The following is a 15,342-nucleotide window of genomic DNA, read 5'->3' as shown; positions in this document are numbered from 1 at the left end:
ATGGCTTTCGCTCAAGGGCTTCCCGACCGTCGTTTCGTTCAAGGACCCTTCATGAAACTGCCCCACGCGCTTACCCTTGGCCTCAGCCTGCTGACCCTCTCCTTCACCGCCCTCGCCGCCGAGAGCTACGCGCCGAAACCCGACCCGCTGCAAGGCGATGGCCGGGTTTCGGCGTTCTACAGCTTCGACAAGGCGATCCCCGCCACCCCGGGCAAACTGCTGCGCAGCGAACCGCTGGAGCAGACCCTGAGCCTGCCCGGCGCCGCCTCGCAACTGCGCATCCTGTACAGCTCCACCGACGGCATCGACGGCAAGACCCCGATCGCCGTGTCCGGGGCGCTGTTCATTCCTGAAGGCAAGGCGCCGGAAGGTGGCTGGCCGGTGGTGACCTGGGGCCATGGCACCGTGGGCGTGGCGGATATCTGCGCGCCGTCCTGGTCGGGGCGCTCGTACCGGGATGTGCAATACCTGGCGCGCTGGCTGAACGAGGGCTATGCCATCGTCGCCACCGACTACCAAGGCCTCGGCGTGCCCGGCGGGCATCCGCTGCTCAACAATCGCATGGCCGCCTACGGCATTCTCGATGCGGCGAAAGCGGTGATCGCCGGCGTGCCGGGCCTGGCCAACAAGGTGCTGGTGCTCGGCCAGTCCCAGGGCGGTGCCGGGGCCTTCGCCGCAGCCGCCTATGCGCCGACCTACGCGCCGGACCTCGGCCTCAAGGGCAGCGTCGGCACCGGGGTGATCTACACAGTCGGCAGCAAGAACGTCGGCGAGCAGGACCCGAACAAGGTCGATGCCGCCCTCGCCTACGGCTTCTACACCCTGCTCGCGGCGCAGCAGTACAACCCGAAGATCGATCCGCGTGACTACTACACCGAGAAAGCCCTGCCGCTGTTCGAACAGGCCCGCACCAGTTGCCTGGCGCAGTTGACCGCCGACGTGATCGGCACCGGCCTGACCCCGGCCAACACGCGCAAGGCCAATGACGGCGAGCAATTGAAAGCCTGGCAGGCCCAGGTCAGCTACCCGACCCTGAAACTGGCGCAGCCGATCTTCATCGGCACCGGTGCCGAGGACAAGACCCCCGCCGCCTCTACCCAGGTCGCCCTGATGCAGGACGCCTGCAAGGCCGGTTCGGTGGTCGAAGGCCATCTGTACAAGGGCCTCGGTCATAGCGAGACGGTCAATGCCTCGCTCAAGGACTCCCTGCCGTTCGCCCGCAAGGTGTTCAACGGCGAAACCATCGCCCCCGTCTGCAACCCCAGCGTGCAATAAGGACAGCGCCCATGAGCATCGAATTCTTCACCCGCCTGCCCTTGCACGGCGAAACCCAGTTCCTGCCCGGCGATCCGCGCAACCGTGGCGACTGGCATCCCGGTGGCGACAGCACCGGCGCCGTATCGGGCTTCCGCGTCGGCGATCACTTCACCTATATCGACTACCTCGGACAGATCGCCAAGGCAGCCGAGATCAACGGTTTCGGCGGCGTGCTGATGGTCAATGCGCCCTATGGCGAAGAGCCCTGGACCGTGTGCTCGTTGCTGGCCCGGGAGACCCGCACGCTGAACTACGTGGCGGCCTTCCAGCCGTACCACTACACCCCGTGGGTCGCGGTGCAGCAGGCCGCCACCTACCAGCGCGCGACGGGCAACCGGCTGATCTGGAACATCATCAACGGTGGCTCGGATGCGGTGCAGCGCCAGGTCGGGGACTTCTTCGAGCATGACGAGCGCTACGAGCGCGCCACCGAATTCATGGATGTGGTGCGTGGCTACTGGGGGTCGGAGAACTTCCATTATGACGGGCGTTTCTTCAAGGCCGAGGGTGGTGGCTTGCGCGGGCCGCAGAAGAAGGCCGAGCTGCCGCTGATCTGCACCGCCGGGTCATCGATTCCGGCGCGGGAGTTTGCGGCCAGGCATGCGGACTTCTATCTGATGAGGGCCGAGCATCCGGACAAGATCCGCGAACTGATCGCCGATATCCGCGAGCGGGCATTGAAGTACGGGCGCAGCGATATCCGCTTCGGACTGTCCATCGATGTGATCACCCGCGAGACCGAGGAACTGGCCCATGCCGAGGCCAAGCGTTTCTTCGATGAGGGCGTGGCGAAGAACACCATCAAGGCTGCTGCGGCCCATGCCGGGCTGCGCACGGCGCGCAAGCTCAGCTATGAAGAGGAATACGGCGAGCGCGAGGAGAGCAAGCGTTTCGATGAGTTCTTCATCTACCCGAATGTCTGGGCCGGGTTTGGCTATATCGGTATTCCGCCGGGGCTGGCGCTGGTGGGGAGCTATGAGAACGTGGTGGCGCGGATTCGAGAGTACAACGAGTTGGGGATCGATGTGTTCTTCCTGGCGGGGTATCCGCATCTGGAAGAGGCTTATCGGTTGGGGGAGCATATCCTTCCGCATTTTCGCGGGGAGCGAGAGGCTTTGAAGCGGGCTGCTTTGCCTGAACTTAAAGTGGCGGGCTGATACCTCTTCATTGCTCTCTCGGGCCTCATCGCTGGCAAGCCAGCTCCCACAGGTTTGGACTGCCCCCAAGAAATTGGAGACTAATCCAACCCTTGGGGGAGTTATGAAGTACACCGAACAGTTCAAGCTGGCAGCCATCACTGCCTATCTAGAGGGCAGTGATGGTTTTCGAAAGGTAGCCCAGCATTTCAACATCGATTTCAGCCTGCTGAGGCGCTGGGTGGCCAGCTACAAAGCTCGCTCCACTATCAGTTCCATACCTCATAGTCAGCGCTACCACATCGACTTCAAGCGCAGAGTTGTGCAGCACATGCGCGAGCACCGGCTTTCCCTGCGTCAAACGGCAGCGCATTTTGGCTTGGGCCAGTCCTCTCGGATAGGCATTTGGGAGGACCAGTACTACAGTGGCAACCTTGCCTCCTCTGCCTCTCAACGAAAAAAGCCTACCGACGTGTCCAAGAAGATTAAGCCACTCAAACCCACTGATACCGACGACGCGCTGAAGCCACGAGATCAGCTCATGGCGGAACTCGAGTATCTGCGCATGGAGAACGCTGTCCTAAAGGAGCTGAAGGCTTTGAGAGAGGAGAAGGAGCGAAGGCAAGAGAAAAAACGCTGATCGTTTCCAGACTCCGAACCCGGTTCCCGCTGTCAGCGTTGCTGGACTTGGTTGAGTTGTCGAACAGCACCTTCTATTACCAGCTCAAAAGCCTTCAAAGGCCGGATAAACACGCCCATCTGAAAGAACTAGTGAGTCAGGTCTATCACAAGGAAAAAGGGCTCTATGGGTATCGGCGCGTGACGCTGGCGATCAAGAATCAAGGCGTCCTGGTGAACAAGAAGGTTGTGGAGCGACTGATGGCAGACCAAGGTTTGCAGGCGGTAGTGCGGCCTAAAAAATATCGGTCCTATCGAGGAGAGGTAGGCAGGATTGCCGAGAATCTGCTGGAGCGGAACTTCATCGCCCAGCGGCCCAATCAGAAGTGGGTAACTGACGTAACCGAGTTTAAAGTGGCTCAGCAAAAGCTCTACCTCTCACCAGTGATGGACCTGTACAACAGTGAGATCGTGGCCTACGAGATCGCTCGCCGGCCCAGCTATGAGCTGGTGGGGAACATGCTGGAAAAAGCCCTGAGTAGCTTGGGAAAGGAGCCGAAGCTGGTCATTCACTCTGATCAGGGGTGGCATTATCAGCAGCGCCAATGCTAAATGGCCTAAGCCCCGTCGATTACAGGGCTCAGGCCGCTGGCTAAAGCTGTCCAACTTTTCGGGGGCAGTCCAGGTTCACCACTGCTCTCAAGAGCGGCGCTATACCTGTGGGAGCTGGCTTGCCAGCGATAGGGCCCGAGAGAACACCCTAGCGCAACCCGCCCTGCCGCAGCCGATACTCCCCCGGAGTCACCTGCGCATACCGCAAAAAGAACCGGCTGAAATACGCCGGATCCTTGAACCCCAGGCTATAGCAGATCTCGTTCGCCGAACTCCCGGTGAACAGCAGCAGCCGCTTGGCCTCCTGCATCACCCTTTCCAGCACCAGGCGCTTGGACGGCAAATCGGCGATGCGCCGGCAGACATCGTTCAAGCGCGCCTCGGTCACCCCGATCCCTTCGGCATAGCGCGACAACGGCCAGTGCTCCAGGTAATGCGCTTCGATCAGCTCGTTGAAGCGATGGAAGATCTGCAAATCCTCATGCCGCGTGGTCCGCGCCGGCAGTGAGCGGGCACACAAACGCAACAGGCTGATCATCAGCAGCCGGGTCAGGCTGTGCAGCGCCGCTTCCCTGCCCGCCTCCGCTCCTTCCACTTCCCCGCGCAACAGTTCGAAGAGCATCTCCAGCCGCTGCGCCTCGACCAGCCCACCCAGGGCCACGCACGCCGGTGCCACCTGCGCGCCGGGCGCCAGTCCGGGATCAGCCTCCAGCAACTGCCACACCAGTTGTTGCCTGACCGTCAGCACATGCCCGTCGGCATCCGCCTCGGTAACGAAGGAATGGGGAATGGTCGGCGGAGTCAGGAAAAACATCGGCCCGGACTCCACGTACTGCTGGTCATCCAGGTAGACCCGCACCGTCCCCGACTTGACGTAGTGCACCTGGAAAAACCGGTCATGCCGGTGCACCGGCATGTTGCGCCCGAAGAACCCGGCGAGGTTGCCGAGCTTGTCGTAGTGCACTTCCGAGTCGCTGTAGCGCTGGTCGTAGACCTGGCCGATGTTGATGTTGGGGATCGGCGTGCGATCACTCATGACTGCTTCTGCCTCGTACCACTTCTTGTTCTGCCCGCCAGCTTACCGCGCCGTCCGGCGATCGGCAGCTTGCATTTCGTTAACATCTTAATTATAAAGTTAACACATTAACAATTACCCTCGTGGGGCACCCCGTGTCGTCCCGCCCACTGTCAGGAGAAGAGCATGAGCCGTGCCCTGCATGACGCTGCCACCGGCACCCTGTTCGGCGTTGCGCTGAACTACAAGGGGCTGCTGGAACAGCGTCTCGCCGAATTCGAACAGGCGCCGTACCAGAAGCCACCGGTCAAGCCGGTGCTGTTCATCAAGACCCCCAACACCCGCAATGGCCATGGCCAGCCCGTGGTCTACCCGAACGGCGTCGAGCGCCTGCAGGCCGGCCCGGCCCTGGGTGTGGTGATCGGCAAGCGCGCCAGCCGGGTCAGCGCCGAACAGGCCCTGGAGCACGTCGCCGGCTTCACCATCGTCAACGAATTCAGCCTGCCGGAAGAGAGCTACTACCGTCCGGCGGTCAAGGCCAAGTGCCGTGACGGCTTCTGCGTGATCGGCCCGGAGCTGGTCCCGGTGACACAGATCGCCGACCCGCATGCCCTGGACATCCGCCTGTTCATCAACGGCGAAGTCCGCCAGCAGAACAGCACCGCCAACCTGGTGCGCGGCATCCCGCAACTGATCGCGGAAATCACCGAGTTCATGACCCTGCATGAAGGCGACGTGCTGATCACCGGCACCCCGGAAGGCCGTGTCGACGTGCAGCCGGGCGACCAGGTCGAAATCGAAATCACCGGGCTGGGCCGTCTGGCCAACCCCATCGTCGCCGAGCAGGAGGCCCACTGATGAAACACGCTCGTATCCGTTTCCAGGGTGAAGTCCACGCGGTGACCGTGGAAGCCGACAACGCCGTGCGCCTGGCCGATGGCCGCCTGATCGGCGAAGACCAGGTCGAGTGGCTGCCACCGGCCAACGGCAGCATGTTCGCCCTGGGCCTGAACTACGCCGACCACGCCGCCGAACTGGCCTTCGCGCCACCCACCGAGCCGCTGGCCTTCGTCAAGTCGCCAGGCACCTACGCCGGCCACAACCAGATCACCTGGCGCCCGGACAACATCAAGTACATGCACTACGAGTGCGAGCTGGTGGCCGTGATCGGCAAGCCGGCACGCAACGTCAAGCGCGAGGACGCCCTGGAGTACCTGGCGGGCTACACGGTCTGCAACGACTACGCCATCCGCGACTACCTGGAGAACTACTACCGGCCGAACCTGCGGGTGAAGAACCGCGACTGCACCACCCCGGTCGGCCCGTGGATCGTCGACGTGGCCGACGTGCCGGACCCGTCCAACCTGACCCTGCGCACCTGGATCAACGGTGAGCTGAAACAGGAAGGCAGCACCCGCGACATGATCTTCGACATCCCCTACCTGATCGAATACCTGTCCAGCTTCATGACCCTGCAACCGGGCGACATGATCGCCACCGGCACCCCGGAAGGCCTGGCCGACGTGGTCCCGGGCGATGAAGTGGTGGTGGAAGTGGAAGGTGTCGGCCGCCTGGTCAACCGCATCGTCAGCGAAGCCGAGTTCTTCGCCCCCAAAGACGATAAAAAGCGCAACAAAATCGAGGCATGAACAGCATGATCAAGCACTGGATCAACGGCCGCGAGGTCGAGAGCAAGGACACCTTCGTCAACTACAACCCGGCCACCGGCGAAGCCATCGGCGAAGTCGCCAGCGGCGGTGCCGAGGAAGTCGCCCAGGCCGTTGCCGCGGCCAAGGAAGCCTTCCCGAAATGGGCCAACACCCCGGCCAAGGAACGTGCCCGCCTGATGCGCAAGCTGGGTGAGCTGATCGACCAGAACGTCCCGCAACTGGCCGAACTGGAAACCCTGGACACCGGCCTGCCGATCCACCAGACCAGGAACGTGCTGATCCCGCGTGCCTCGCACAACTTCGATTTCTTCGCCGAAGTCTGCACGCGCATGGACGGCCACACCTACCCGGTCGACGACCAGATGCTCAACTACACCCTGTACCAGCCGGTGGGTGTATGCGGCCTGGTCTCGCCGTGGAACGTGCCGTTCATGACCGCCACCTGGAAGACCGCACCGTGCCTGGCCCTGGGCAACACCGCAGTTCTGAAGATGAGCGAACTGTCGCCGCTGACCGCCAACGAGCTGGGTCGCCTGGCGGTCGAAGCCGGTATCCCGAATGGCGTGCTCAACGTGATCCAGGGTTACGGCGCCACTGCGGGCGACGCCCTGGTCCGTCACCCGGACGTGCGTGCGATCTCCTTCACCGGCGGCACCGCCACCGGCAGGAAGATCATGCAGACCGCCGGCCTGAAGAAGTACTCCATGGAGCTGGGCGGCAAGTCGCCGGTGCTGATCTTCGAAGATGCCGACCTGGAACGTGCGCTGGACGCCGCGCTGTTCACCATCTTCTCGCTCAACGGCGAGCGCTGCACCGCCGGTAGCCGGATCTTCATCCAGGAAAGCGTGTACCCGCAGTTCGTCGCCGAGTTCGCCGCGCGTGCCAAACGCTTGATCGTGGGCGACCCGACCGACCCGAAAACCCAGGTCGGTTCGATGATCACCCAGGCGCACTACGACAAGGTCACCGGCTACATCCGCATCGGCATCGAAGAAGGCGCCACCCTGCTCGCCGGTGGCCTGGAGCGTCCGGCCAACCTGCCGGCGCACCTCGCCAAGGGCCAGTTCATCCAGCCGACGGTGTTCGCTGACGTGAACAACAAGATGCGCATCGCCCAGGAAGAGATCTTCGGCCCGGTGGTCTGCCTGATCCCGTTCAAGGACGAAGCCGAAGCGCTGCAACTGGCCAACGACACCGAATACGGCCTGGCCTCGTACATCTGGACCCAGGACATCGGCAAGGCGCATCGCCTGGCCCGCGGCATCGAGGCCGGCATGGTGTTCATCAACAGCCAGAACGTGCGCGACCTGCGCCAGCCGTTCGGCGGCGTGAAGGGCTCGGGTACCGGTCGCGAAGGCGGCCAGTACAGCTTCGAGGTGTTCGCCGAGATCAAGAACGTGTGCATCTCGATGGGCAGCCACCACATTCCGCGTTGGGGTGTGTGACCGGTAGATGAGGTTGCCTCGAAACCCGAGGCCACCCCAATCCCTGTGGGAGCTGGCTTGCCAGCTCCCACAGGGACCGTGCAACCAACAAGAAACCAGGAGATCCATCATGGGCGAAGTCGTCCTGGCAGCCAAAGTCTGCCACGTCCCCTCGATGTACCTGTCCGAGCTGCCCGGCAAGCATCACGGCTGCCGTGAAGCGGCCATCGCCGGGCACAAGGAAATCGGCCGCCGCGCCCGCGAGCTGGGCGCCGACACCGCCGTGGTGTTCGATGTGCACTGGCTGGTCAACAGCGCCTACCACATCAACTGTGGCGAGCATTTCGAAGGCATCTACACCAGCAACGAACTGCCCCATTTCATCAAGGACATGGCCTACGAATACCCGGGCTGTCCCGAACTGGGCGAACTGATCGCCGCCGAGGCCAACGCCGCCGGCGTACGCACCCAGGCCCACAACATCCCGAGCCTGGAACTGGAATACGGCACCCTCGTGCCGATGCGCTACATGCACATGGACGTACCGGCCACCGAGCGCCTCAAGGTCATTTCCATCGCCGCCTGGTGCGCCTGGCATCGCCTGGAAGACAGCCTGGCCTTCGGCGCCGCCGTGCGCCGGGCCATCGAGAAGAGTGACCGCAAGGTCCTGGTGCTGGCCTCCGGTTCCCTCTCCCACCGCTTCTCCGACGACCGCAACGCCGAAGCCAACATCCACAACTGGACCCGCGAATTCGACAAGCAGGTCGACATGCGCGTGGTGGAGCTGTGGAAGCAGGGTCGCTTCAAGGAGTTCTGCGCGATGCTCCCCGACTACGCCACCGCCTGCTACGGCGAAGGCGGCATGCACGACACCGCGATGCTCCTCGGCCTGCTCGGCGGCGCCGACTACGACAAGCCGGTGGAAGTTCTGACCGAAGCCTTCGGCAGCTCCGGCACCGGCCAGATCAACGCGATCTTCCCGGTTTGAACAGCTGCAAGCCACAAGCTTCAAGCCATAAGAAAAAGCGGTTCGCCGCGACCTTGAAATCAACGCAAAGCCTCTTGCCGCTTAGAGCTTGAAGCTTGCAGCCAAGGAACCCCGAAATGCCTCACTTCATCGCAGAAGTAACAGACAACATCGAAGCCCAGGCCGACCTGCCCGGCCTGTTCGAGAAGGTCCACGCCACCCTCGGCGCCAGCGGCGTGTTTCCCCTCGGCGGCATCCGCAGCCGTGCCGTGCGCCTCGACACCTGGCGCATGGCCGATGGCAAGCATGACTACGCCTTCGTCCATATGACCCTGAAGGTCGGCCACGGCCGCGACCTGGAAACCCGCAGCAAGGTGGCCGAGCAACTGTTCGCCGTCATCACCGAGCACTTCGCCGCGCTGCAGGCCGAGCGCCTGCTGGCCCTGTCGTTCGAGATGACCGAACTGCACCCGCAACTCAACTTCAAGCAGAACAACGTCCACGCGTTCCTGAGCAACCAGGCGGGCTGACCTCCCCGCCTGAAATACCCACGGCCACTCTGACAAAAAAAGTACAAGATCATGAGCACAGCCAATACCGCAGATAGCGTCACCCTTGCCCGTCAGGATTCAACCCATTCCACCGTGACCTGGCGGCTGATGCCGCTGTTGCTGGTGTGTTACCTGTTCGCCCACCTCGACCGCATCAACATCGGCTTCGCCAAGATGCAGATGAGCACCGACCTGCACTTCAGCGACACCGTGTATGGCTTCGGCGCCGGGCTGTTCTTCATTGCCTATGCGCTGTTCGGCGTGCCGAGCAACATTGCCCTGGACCGCTTCGGCCCGCGGCGCTGGATCGCCGCGCTGATGGTGGTCTGGGGCGCGCTGTCCACCAGCATGCTGCTGGTGGAAACGCCGACCGGCTTCTACGTGCTGCGCTTCCTCCTGGGCGTGGCCGAGGCCGGGTTCTTCCCGGGCATCCTGGTCTACCTCAACCGCTGGTACCCGGCGCGCCGGCGTGCCGGGATCACCGCGCTGTTCGCCATCGCCGTGCCCATGGCCGGGGTGATCGGCGGCCCGCTGTCCGGCGGCATCCTCGAACTCTTCCATGACGCCGCCGGCCTGCGGGGCTGGCAGTGGATGTTCCTGATTGAAGGCGCCCCGGTGATCCTGCTGGGTCTGGTAGTGCTCAAGTGCCTGCCGGACGGCTTCGCCAGCGTGAACTGGCTGAGCGACGAGCAGAAGCAGGGCCTGCGCGACGATCTGAACAAGGAAGAACAACGCAAGTCGATCACCTCCTTCGGCGGCATCCTCGGCGATGCCCGGGTCTGGCTGCTGGTGGCGGTGTACTGCGCGGTGATGCTGGCGGTGAACACCCTGGCCTTCTGGATGCCGAGCCTGATCCACGCGGCCGGGATCGGCAGCGACGGCCGCGTCGGCCTGCTCAGCGCCGTGCCGTACCTGGCCGGCTGCTTCTTCATGATCGCCTGCGGACGCTCCTCGGACCGCCGTCGCGAACGCCGCTGGCACCTCTGCGTGCCGCTGCTGATGTCCGCCGTCGGCATCGCCGTGGCCGGTATCGCGCCGGAAAACCCGACCCTGGTCATGGGCGGCCTGATCGTCGCCGGCATGGGCGCCAGCGCGGCCCTGCCGATGTTCTGGCAACTGCCGCCGGCGTTCCTGTCCAACGCCACCCAGGCGGCCGGCATCGCCCTGATCAGCTCGTTCGGCAGCATCGCCTCGTTCGCAGCGCCGTACCTGATCGGCTGGATGCGCGACACCACCCACAGCGCCAGCCTGGCCCTGTACGTGCTGGCCTTCTTCATCACTCTCGGCGGCCTGCTGGTGCTGCGCACCCACGCCGCCACCGTCAACCCTCAGTAAGAGACTCGATCATGCTCGACCACAGCCAGATCCTCAGCGCCGCGGCCCAACTGGACCGGGCCGAACGCACCCGCGAACAGGTACGCCAGTTCTCCCTGGAGCACCCCGGCATCACCATCGAGGACGCCTACGCCATCCAGCGCGCCTGGGTGGCGCAGAAGATCAAGGACGGGCGCAAGCTGGTCGGCCACAAGATCGGCCTGACCTCCCGCGCCATGCAGGTCTCCTCCAACATCACCGAGCCGGACTACGGCGCGCTGCTGGACGACATGCTGTTCGAGGAAGGCAGCGACATCCCGTTCGAGCGCTTCATCGTGCCGCGGGTCGAAGTGGAGCTGGCATTCATCCTCGGCAAGCCGCTGAAAGGCCCGAACGTCACGGTGTTCGACGTGCTCGACGCCACCGAGTGGGTGATCCCGGCCCTGGAGATCATCGACGCGCGCATCCAGCAGGTCGACCCGCAGACCCAGGTCACCCGCAAGGTCTTCGACACCATCTCCGACAACGCCGCCAATGCCGGCGTGGTCATGGGCGGGCGGCCGGTGCGACCGACCGAAATCGACCTGCGCAAGGTCCCGGCGGTGCTCTACCGCAATGGCGTGATCGAGGAATCCGGCGTCTCCGCCGCCGTGCTCAACCACCCGGCCAAGGGCGTGGCGTGGCTGGCCAACAAGCTGGCGCCGTACGACGTCACCCTGGAAGCCGGGCAGGTCATCCTTGGCGGCTCCTTCACCCGTCCGGTGGCGGCACGCCCGGGGGATACCTTCCATGTCGACTACGACATGCTCGGCTCCATCGCCTGCCGTTTCGTCTGATCAGGAGGTTTCCATGGACATGCCCATCAACCGCTTCAAGCAACGCCTGCAGCAGGACCAGGCGCAGATCGGCCTGTGGCTCGGCCTGGCCGATGCCTATTGCGCGGAACTGGCGGCCAACGCCGGGTTCGACTGGCTGCTGATCGATGGCGAACACGCTCCGAATGACCTGCGCGGGATGCTCGCGCAACTGCAGGCCGTGGCGCCTTATGCCAGCGAAGCGATCATTCGTCCGGTGATCGGCGAGACCGCGCTGATCAAGCAGGTGCTCGATATCGGCGCGCAGACCCTGCTGGTGCCGATGGTCGACACGGCCGAGCAGGCGCGGCAGCTGGTGCGTGCCGTGCACTATCCGCCGAAGGGCGTGCGCGGCGTGGGTAGTGCACTGGCGCGGGCTTCGCGCTGGAACAGCATCCCGGGGTACCTGGATCACGCCGATGCGCAGATGTGCCTGCTGGTGCAGATCGAGAACCTGGAGGCGCTGGCGAATCTGGACGAGATCGTGGCGGTGGACGGGGTCGATGGCGTGTTCATCGGGCCGGCGGACCTGAGCGCGTCCATGGGCCATCGCGGCAATCCGGGGCATCCTGAGGTGCAAGCGGCGATCGAGGACGCGATCCTGCGGATCAACAAGGCCGGCAAGGCGGCGGGGATCCTCAGTGCCGACGAGAAACTGGCCCGGCGCTATATCGAGCTGGGGGCGAAGTTCGTCGCCGTGGGGGTGGATACCACGGTGCTGATGCGCGGGTTGCAGGGGTTGGCGGCGAAGTTCAAGGAAGGCCAGGTGGTACAGCCAACCTCCGGCGGCGTCTACTAAATAGCTATCGCTGGCAAGCCAGCTCCCACAGGGACCGCATGCGCCGCGAACCCTGTGGGAGCTGGCTTGCCAGCGATGAGGCCAGTACAGTCACCGCCGAACCTGTTTCAGTTCATCCAATAAACCAAGCAACTGCTTCAGCTTCTCCTCCCCGAACTGCCCCTGCAGCGCCTGGTAATTGGCCTCCATGCACTGGCTCATCGAGGCAAAGCACTGCTCGCCCTTCTCCGCCAGTTCCACCAGCACCCTGCGCTGGTCGGTCTCGGCCTTGCGTCGCTTCACCAGCCCCGCCGCCTCCATGCGCACCAGCACCCCGGTCATGCTCGGCTTGAGAATGCAGGCCTGGTCGGCCAGTCGATAGATCTCCATCTCGCCCTGCTGGCGCAGGATGCGGATCACCCGCCACTGCTGCTCGGTCAGGCCGTGTTCGTTGAGGGAAGGTCGGAAAAAGCGCATCGCGGCTTCGCGGGCTTGCAACAGGGTAAGGGTCAGGGACTGACGAGGACGGCTGGACATGAAGAAATACGGTGCTCAGGTTATTTTGTTAACACTTTAACAAAAAGCCCTGCCGGCAACAGTGCCTGGCATCACCGATCAAATGCCCCGGCACGGATGGGCAAGACAGGGTTCGACGCAACGGCGTTAATGACCACCTTTCTTCCCTGTTTCAAAGGAACCCTGCCATGCCTCTTCACGCTGCCCAACACAATATCCAGCTCAGCGAACTCGACGCCTGGGGCACCGTTGCCGACCTCGGCTCGGAGATCCTCGAAGGTGAAGTGCGCGCCTTCGGCAAAATGACCTTCGGTGCGCCGACCGACACGGTCAGCAGCGCGTATTTCGGCACGACCCAGGGCAAGTTCCGCATGGTCTACCCGTTCAACGAACAGGCCGTGGTGGTCACTGGCGCAGTGCGCCTGACCGATGAAAGCACCGGCCAGGTGACCGAGTACAAGGTGGGTGACAGCTGGTTCGTGACCAAGGGCACGCCGGTGCTATGGGAGATTCTGAGCGAGAGCTTCGTGAAGCATTACTTCGCGGTGGCCTGAGTTTCTTCATAGGTCTTAAGGGCCTCATCGCTGGCAAGCCAGCTCCCACAAGTCCTGTGGGAGCTGGCTTGCCAGCGATGAGGCCCTCAAGATCTACACAGCAGCCCGAAGCGAAGCCGCAAAGATCGTCCACATCGCCCGCAACCGCCGCTCATACGCCGCCTGCCCCGCATAGATCAGCTCGACGATCAGACTGTCGATGACCCCCAGGTAGGCATCCACGAACAACTCACGCTTCTCCCCGTCCAGCGTCGGAAACTGCTGCTCCAGCGCCTTGCCGAACACCTCGCCCATCCGCGCCAGGTAACCCTCGAACCCCGAGGACACCAGCGGCCGCAGATCCGCCGGCGGAAAGAACGCCGCCCGCAGCAGGAAGCGCAAATGCGCCGACTCCAGGAAACGCTCGGACAACTGCTGTGCATACAGCGCCCCCGGCAGCCCGCCATCGCCCGCGAAGCAACCTTCGACATACAGGCGCTCGGCCTCGATGGCCCGCTCGAACACCGCCTCGAACAGGTCCACCTTGCCGCTGAAATGCGCATACAGCGACGGCTTGCGCATGCCCACCGCCACGGCGATGTCGTTGAGCGAGGCGGCGTCGTAGCCGGATTCGGCGAACTGCTCGACCGCTACCAGACAAATCTTCTCCGCCGAAGGCGACAGGACTCTCATTGCATAACTTCCTTGATCAAACGGGCGAATATCAATGACCGGCCAGGCTGTTCAGTTCCACCGGTACATTACGGGTGCTGGCATACACCAGCGCGGCCACCAGCAAGGCCGCCACTGCCAGCAACAACGCCCAGTGCGCCGCGCCCAGGGGCGCCATGATGCCTGACAGTGGCGTTGCCGACGACGAAATGATCAACTGCATGGCGCCCAGCAGCGCCGCCGTGGAACCCAGGGCGCGGCTTTGCGAAGACATGACCAGCGACATCAGGGTCGCCTCGGCCACCCCCAGGCCGAACATCGCCACGGCCATGCCGGCGACAATGCCCCACAGGCCGGCGCCCAGCTGCGTGCCGAGCAAGGCGATCAGCGCCCCCAGCAGCATCGAGCCTGCACCCCACTGCGCCAGGCGCACCAGGCCCTTGCGCGCGACCAGGCGGCCGGCCGTGATGGCACCGAGCAGGATCGCCACGCCGGTGGCACCGAACAGCGCGCCGAAGGCTTCCACCGACAGGCCGAAGTGGGTCTGGTAGACGAACGCCGCGCCACCGATGTAAGCGAACAGGTAGAAGAACACCGCCGACAGCGCCAGCGCCGGACGCAGGAAGGCACCGTCCCGGGCGATGCGCGCGTAGGTGCGCAGGAAGTCACTGGGGCGCCAGGCCATGCGCTTGTCCACCGGCAGGGTCTCCTTGAGCACCCAGGCCGAATTCAGCAGCACCAGCACACCCAAACCAGCCAAGGTCAGCATGATCGCCCGCCAGCCGAAGTGCGCGCCGATAAAGCCGCCCAGGGCCGGCGCAAGTACCGGCGCGAGGCCTTCGATGGTCATCAGCAGGGCGAAGATCTGCGCCGCCCGCGCGCCTTCGGCGACGTCGCGGACCATGCTCATGATCACCACCAGGGTCAGGGCGCTGCCCAGGCCCTGGACGAAACGCGCCAGCAGCAGCGCATCCAGGCTGCCGGCCTGGGCGGCGGCGAGGGAGCTGGCGACGAACACCGCCAGCCCCACCAGCAACGGCCGGCGCCGCCCCAGGGTATCCACCACCGGCCCGAACAGCAGCTGTCCGGCGCCCATGGCAAGGAGGAAAACCGTCAGGGTCAGTTGCACCCTGGCATAGGACGCCCCGTACTCCTCGGCAATACCCGGCAGGCTGGCCAGGTACATGTCCACCGCCGACGGACCCAGGGCACCAATCAGGGCCAGGGCCACGGCGAAGCGGACGTGAGGGGTCGGGGCTGATTCCGGGATTTGCATTTCAAGCTCTTCCAAGTGAGGGATGAAACGGATGCCGGTCGCCAGGCGATTATTTCACCTAACGACCGGTAGGTAGATAGCTTGGGCGA

15 protein-coding genes and 1 pseudogene are annotated in these 15,342 nt (G+C 63.9%); 12 read left to right on the top strand and 4 right to left on the bottom strand.

The annotated features are described in order from the left end of the window. Positions 1–51: 51 nt before the first annotated feature. The 3 genes and pseudogenes from AC2CQI_RS01150 to AC2CQI_RS01140 form a co-directional block, all read left to right on the top strand. Positions 52–1,275 carry a lipase family protein gene (locus AC2CQI_RS01150; protein WP_484578844.1) on the top strand — a complete coding sequence of 408 codons (1,224 nt, stop codon included), beginning with the start codon at positions 52–54 and terminating at the stop codon, positions 1,273–1,275. An 11-nt stretch (positions 1,276–1,286) separates the two neighbouring features. Continuing rightward, positions 1,287–2,474 carry an LLM class flavin-dependent oxidoreductase gene (locus AC2CQI_RS01145; RefSeq protein WP_484578843.1) on the top strand — a complete coding sequence of 396 codons (1,188 nt, stop codon included), beginning with the start codon at positions 1,287–1,289 and terminating at the stop codon, positions 2,472–2,474. Between the two features lie 103 nt (positions 2,475–2,577). Continuing rightward, positions 2,578–3,677: pseudogene (locus AC2CQI_RS01140) on the top strand (IS3 family transposase); the annotation flags it as partial. A 154-nt stretch (positions 3,678–3,831) separates the two neighbouring features. Here AC2CQI_RS01140 and hpaA read toward each other — a convergent pair. Continuing rightward, the gene (hpaA, locus tag AC2CQI_RS01135; protein WP_075804190.1) at positions 3,832–4,719 is read right to left on the bottom strand and encodes a 4-hydroxyphenylacetate catabolism regulatory protein HpaA; all 888 of its coding nucleotides are present in this window, start codon (positions 4,717–4,719) and stop codon (positions 3,832–3,834) included. Positions 4,720–4,884: 165 nt separating this feature from the next. Here hpaA and AC2CQI_RS01130 point away from each other — a divergent pair, with 165 nt between their 5' ends. From AC2CQI_RS01130 to hpaI, 8 genes are all read left to right on the top strand, one after another. Then, positions 4,885–5,556 (top strand): fumarylacetoacetate hydrolase family protein, encoded by a 672-nt coding sequence (locus tag AC2CQI_RS01130; protein WP_484578842.1) that lies wholly within the window; start codon positions 4,885–4,887, stop codon positions 5,554–5,556. Further along, positions 5,556–6,347, top strand: coding sequence for a fumarylacetoacetate hydrolase family protein (locus tag AC2CQI_RS01125; protein WP_484578841.1), 792 nt, complete (start codon positions 5,556–5,558; stop codon positions 6,345–6,347). The genes AC2CQI_RS01130 and AC2CQI_RS01125 overlap by 1 nt, the downstream gene beginning before the upstream one ends. Before the next feature lie 5 nt (positions 6,348–6,352). Beyond that, a complete protein-coding gene (gene hpaE, locus AC2CQI_RS01120; RefSeq protein WP_075804187.1) occupies positions 6,353–7,813 on the top strand; it encodes a 5-carboxymethyl-2-hydroxymuconate semialdehyde dehydrogenase in 1,461 nt (486 codons plus the stop codon). 109 nt (positions 7,814–7,922) lie between these two features. After that, on the top strand, positions 7,923–8,780 hold the full coding sequence (gene hpaD, locus AC2CQI_RS01115) for a 3,4-dihydroxyphenylacetate 2,3-dioxygenase (protein WP_075804186.1): 858 nt from the start codon (positions 7,923–7,925) through the stop codon (positions 8,778–8,780). 116 nt (positions 8,781–8,896) lie between these two features. Continuing rightward, entirely contained in the window at positions 8,897–9,289 is a 393-nt protein-coding gene (locus AC2CQI_RS01110) for a tautomerase family protein (protein WP_484578840.1), read from the top strand. A gap of 51 nt (positions 9,290–9,340) precedes the next feature. Further along, positions 9,341–10,645, top strand: a complete 1,305-nt coding sequence (locus AC2CQI_RS01105) for an MFS transporter (protein ID WP_484578839.1) — start codon at positions 9,341–9,343, stop codon at positions 10,643–10,645. An 11-nt stretch (positions 10,646–10,656) separates the two neighbouring features. Beyond that, the gene (gene hpaH, locus AC2CQI_RS01100) at positions 10,657–11,460 is read left to right on the top strand and encodes a 2-oxo-hept-4-ene-1,7-dioate hydratase (protein ID WP_484578838.1); all 804 of its coding nucleotides are present in this window, start codon (positions 10,657–10,659) and stop codon (positions 11,458–11,460) included. A gap of 13 nt (positions 11,461–11,473) precedes the next feature. Continuing rightward, entirely contained in the window at positions 11,474–12,277 is an 804-nt protein-coding gene (hpaI, locus tag AC2CQI_RS01095; RefSeq protein WP_075804182.1) for a 4-hydroxy-2-oxoheptanedioate aldolase, read from the top strand. Between the two features lie 90 nt (positions 12,278–12,367). Here hpaI and hpaR read toward each other — a convergent pair whose 3' ends face one another. Then, a complete protein-coding gene (hpaR, locus tag AC2CQI_RS01090; RefSeq protein ID WP_009394239.1) occupies positions 12,368–12,793 on the bottom strand; it encodes a homoprotocatechuate degradation operon regulator HpaR in 426 nt (141 codons plus the stop codon). A 167-nt stretch (positions 12,794–12,960) separates the two neighbouring features. On the opposite strand from hpaR, the gene AC2CQI_RS01085 reads away from it, so the two are divergent. After that, positions 12,961–13,326 (top strand): cupin domain-containing protein, encoded by a 366-nt coding sequence (locus tag AC2CQI_RS01085; RefSeq protein WP_484578837.1) that lies wholly within the window; start codon positions 12,961–12,963, stop codon positions 13,324–13,326. Between the two features lie 93 nt (positions 13,327–13,419). Here AC2CQI_RS01085 and AC2CQI_RS01080 read toward each other — a convergent pair whose 3' ends face one another. Beyond that, positions 13,420–13,998: a TetR/AcrR family transcriptional regulator gene (locus tag AC2CQI_RS01080; RefSeq protein WP_075804180.1), complete on the bottom strand. Its 579-nt coding sequence runs from the start codon at positions 13,996–13,998 to the stop codon at positions 13,420–13,422. A 31-nt stretch (positions 13,999–14,029) separates the two neighbouring features. Then, positions 14,030–15,253 carry a multidrug effflux MFS transporter gene (locus AC2CQI_RS01075; protein WP_484578836.1) on the bottom strand — a complete coding sequence of 408 codons (1,224 nt, stop codon included), beginning with the start codon at positions 15,251–15,253 and terminating at the stop codon, positions 14,030–14,032. Between the last annotated feature and the right edge of the window lie 89 nt (positions 15,254–15,342).

The organism is Pseudomonas sp. P2S-1 (genome assembly GCF_057197725.1).
The sequence above is the reverse complement of the archived record's forward strand: the minus strand, read 5'-3'. Positions and strand labels throughout refer to the sequence as shown.

What these genes read in the sequence shown, in the direction of transcription:
- AC2CQI_RS01150 (WP_484578844.1), top strand. Translation starts at nt 52, where the DNA reads ATGAAACTGCCCCACGCGCTTACCCTTGGCCTCAGCCTGCTGACCCTC.
- AC2CQI_RS01145 (WP_484578843.1), top strand. Translation starts at nt 1,287, where the DNA reads ATGAGCATCGAATTCTTCACCCGCCTGCCCTTGCACGGCGAAACCCAG.
- hpaA (WP_075804190.1), bottom strand. Translation starts at nt 4,719, where the DNA reads ATGAGTGATCGCACGCCGATCCCCAACATCAACATCGGCCAGGTCTAC.
- AC2CQI_RS01130 (WP_484578842.1), top strand. Translation starts at nt 4,885, where the DNA reads ATGAGCCGTGCCCTGCATGACGCTGCCACCGGCACCCTGTTCGGCGTT.
- AC2CQI_RS01125 (WP_484578841.1), top strand. Translation starts at nt 5,556, where the DNA reads ATGAAACACGCTCGTATCCGTTTCCAGGGTGAAGTCCACGCGGTGACC.
- hpaE (WP_075804187.1), top strand. Translation starts at nt 6,353, where the DNA reads ATGATCAAGCACTGGATCAACGGCCGCGAGGTCGAGAGCAAGGACACC.
- hpaD (WP_075804186.1), top strand. Translation starts at nt 7,923, where the DNA reads ATGGGCGAAGTCGTCCTGGCAGCCAAAGTCTGCCACGTCCCCTCGATG.
- AC2CQI_RS01110 (WP_484578840.1), top strand. Translation starts at nt 8,897, where the DNA reads ATGCCTCACTTCATCGCAGAAGTAACAGACAACATCGAAGCCCAGGCC.
- AC2CQI_RS01105 (WP_484578839.1), top strand. Translation starts at nt 9,341, where the DNA reads ATGAGCACAGCCAATACCGCAGATAGCGTCACCCTTGCCCGTCAGGAT.
- hpaH (WP_484578838.1), top strand. Translation starts at nt 10,657, where the DNA reads ATGCTCGACCACAGCCAGATCCTCAGCGCCGCGGCCCAACTGGACCGG.
- hpaI (WP_075804182.1), top strand. Translation starts at nt 11,474, where the DNA reads ATGGACATGCCCATCAACCGCTTCAAGCAACGCCTGCAGCAGGACCAG.
- hpaR (WP_009394239.1), bottom strand. Translation starts at nt 12,793, where the DNA reads ATGTCCAGCCGTCCTCGTCAGTCCCTGACCCTTACCCTGTTGCAAGCC.
- AC2CQI_RS01085 (WP_484578837.1), top strand. Translation starts at nt 12,961, where the DNA reads ATGCCTCTTCACGCTGCCCAACACAATATCCAGCTCAGCGAACTCGAC.
- AC2CQI_RS01080 (WP_075804180.1), bottom strand. Translation starts at nt 13,998, where the DNA reads ATGAGAGTCCTGTCGCCTTCGGCGGAGAAGATTTGTCTGGTAGCGGTC.
- AC2CQI_RS01075 (WP_484578836.1), bottom strand. Translation starts at nt 15,253, where the DNA reads ATGCAAATCCCGGAATCAGCCCCGACCCCTCACGTCCGCTTCGCCGTG.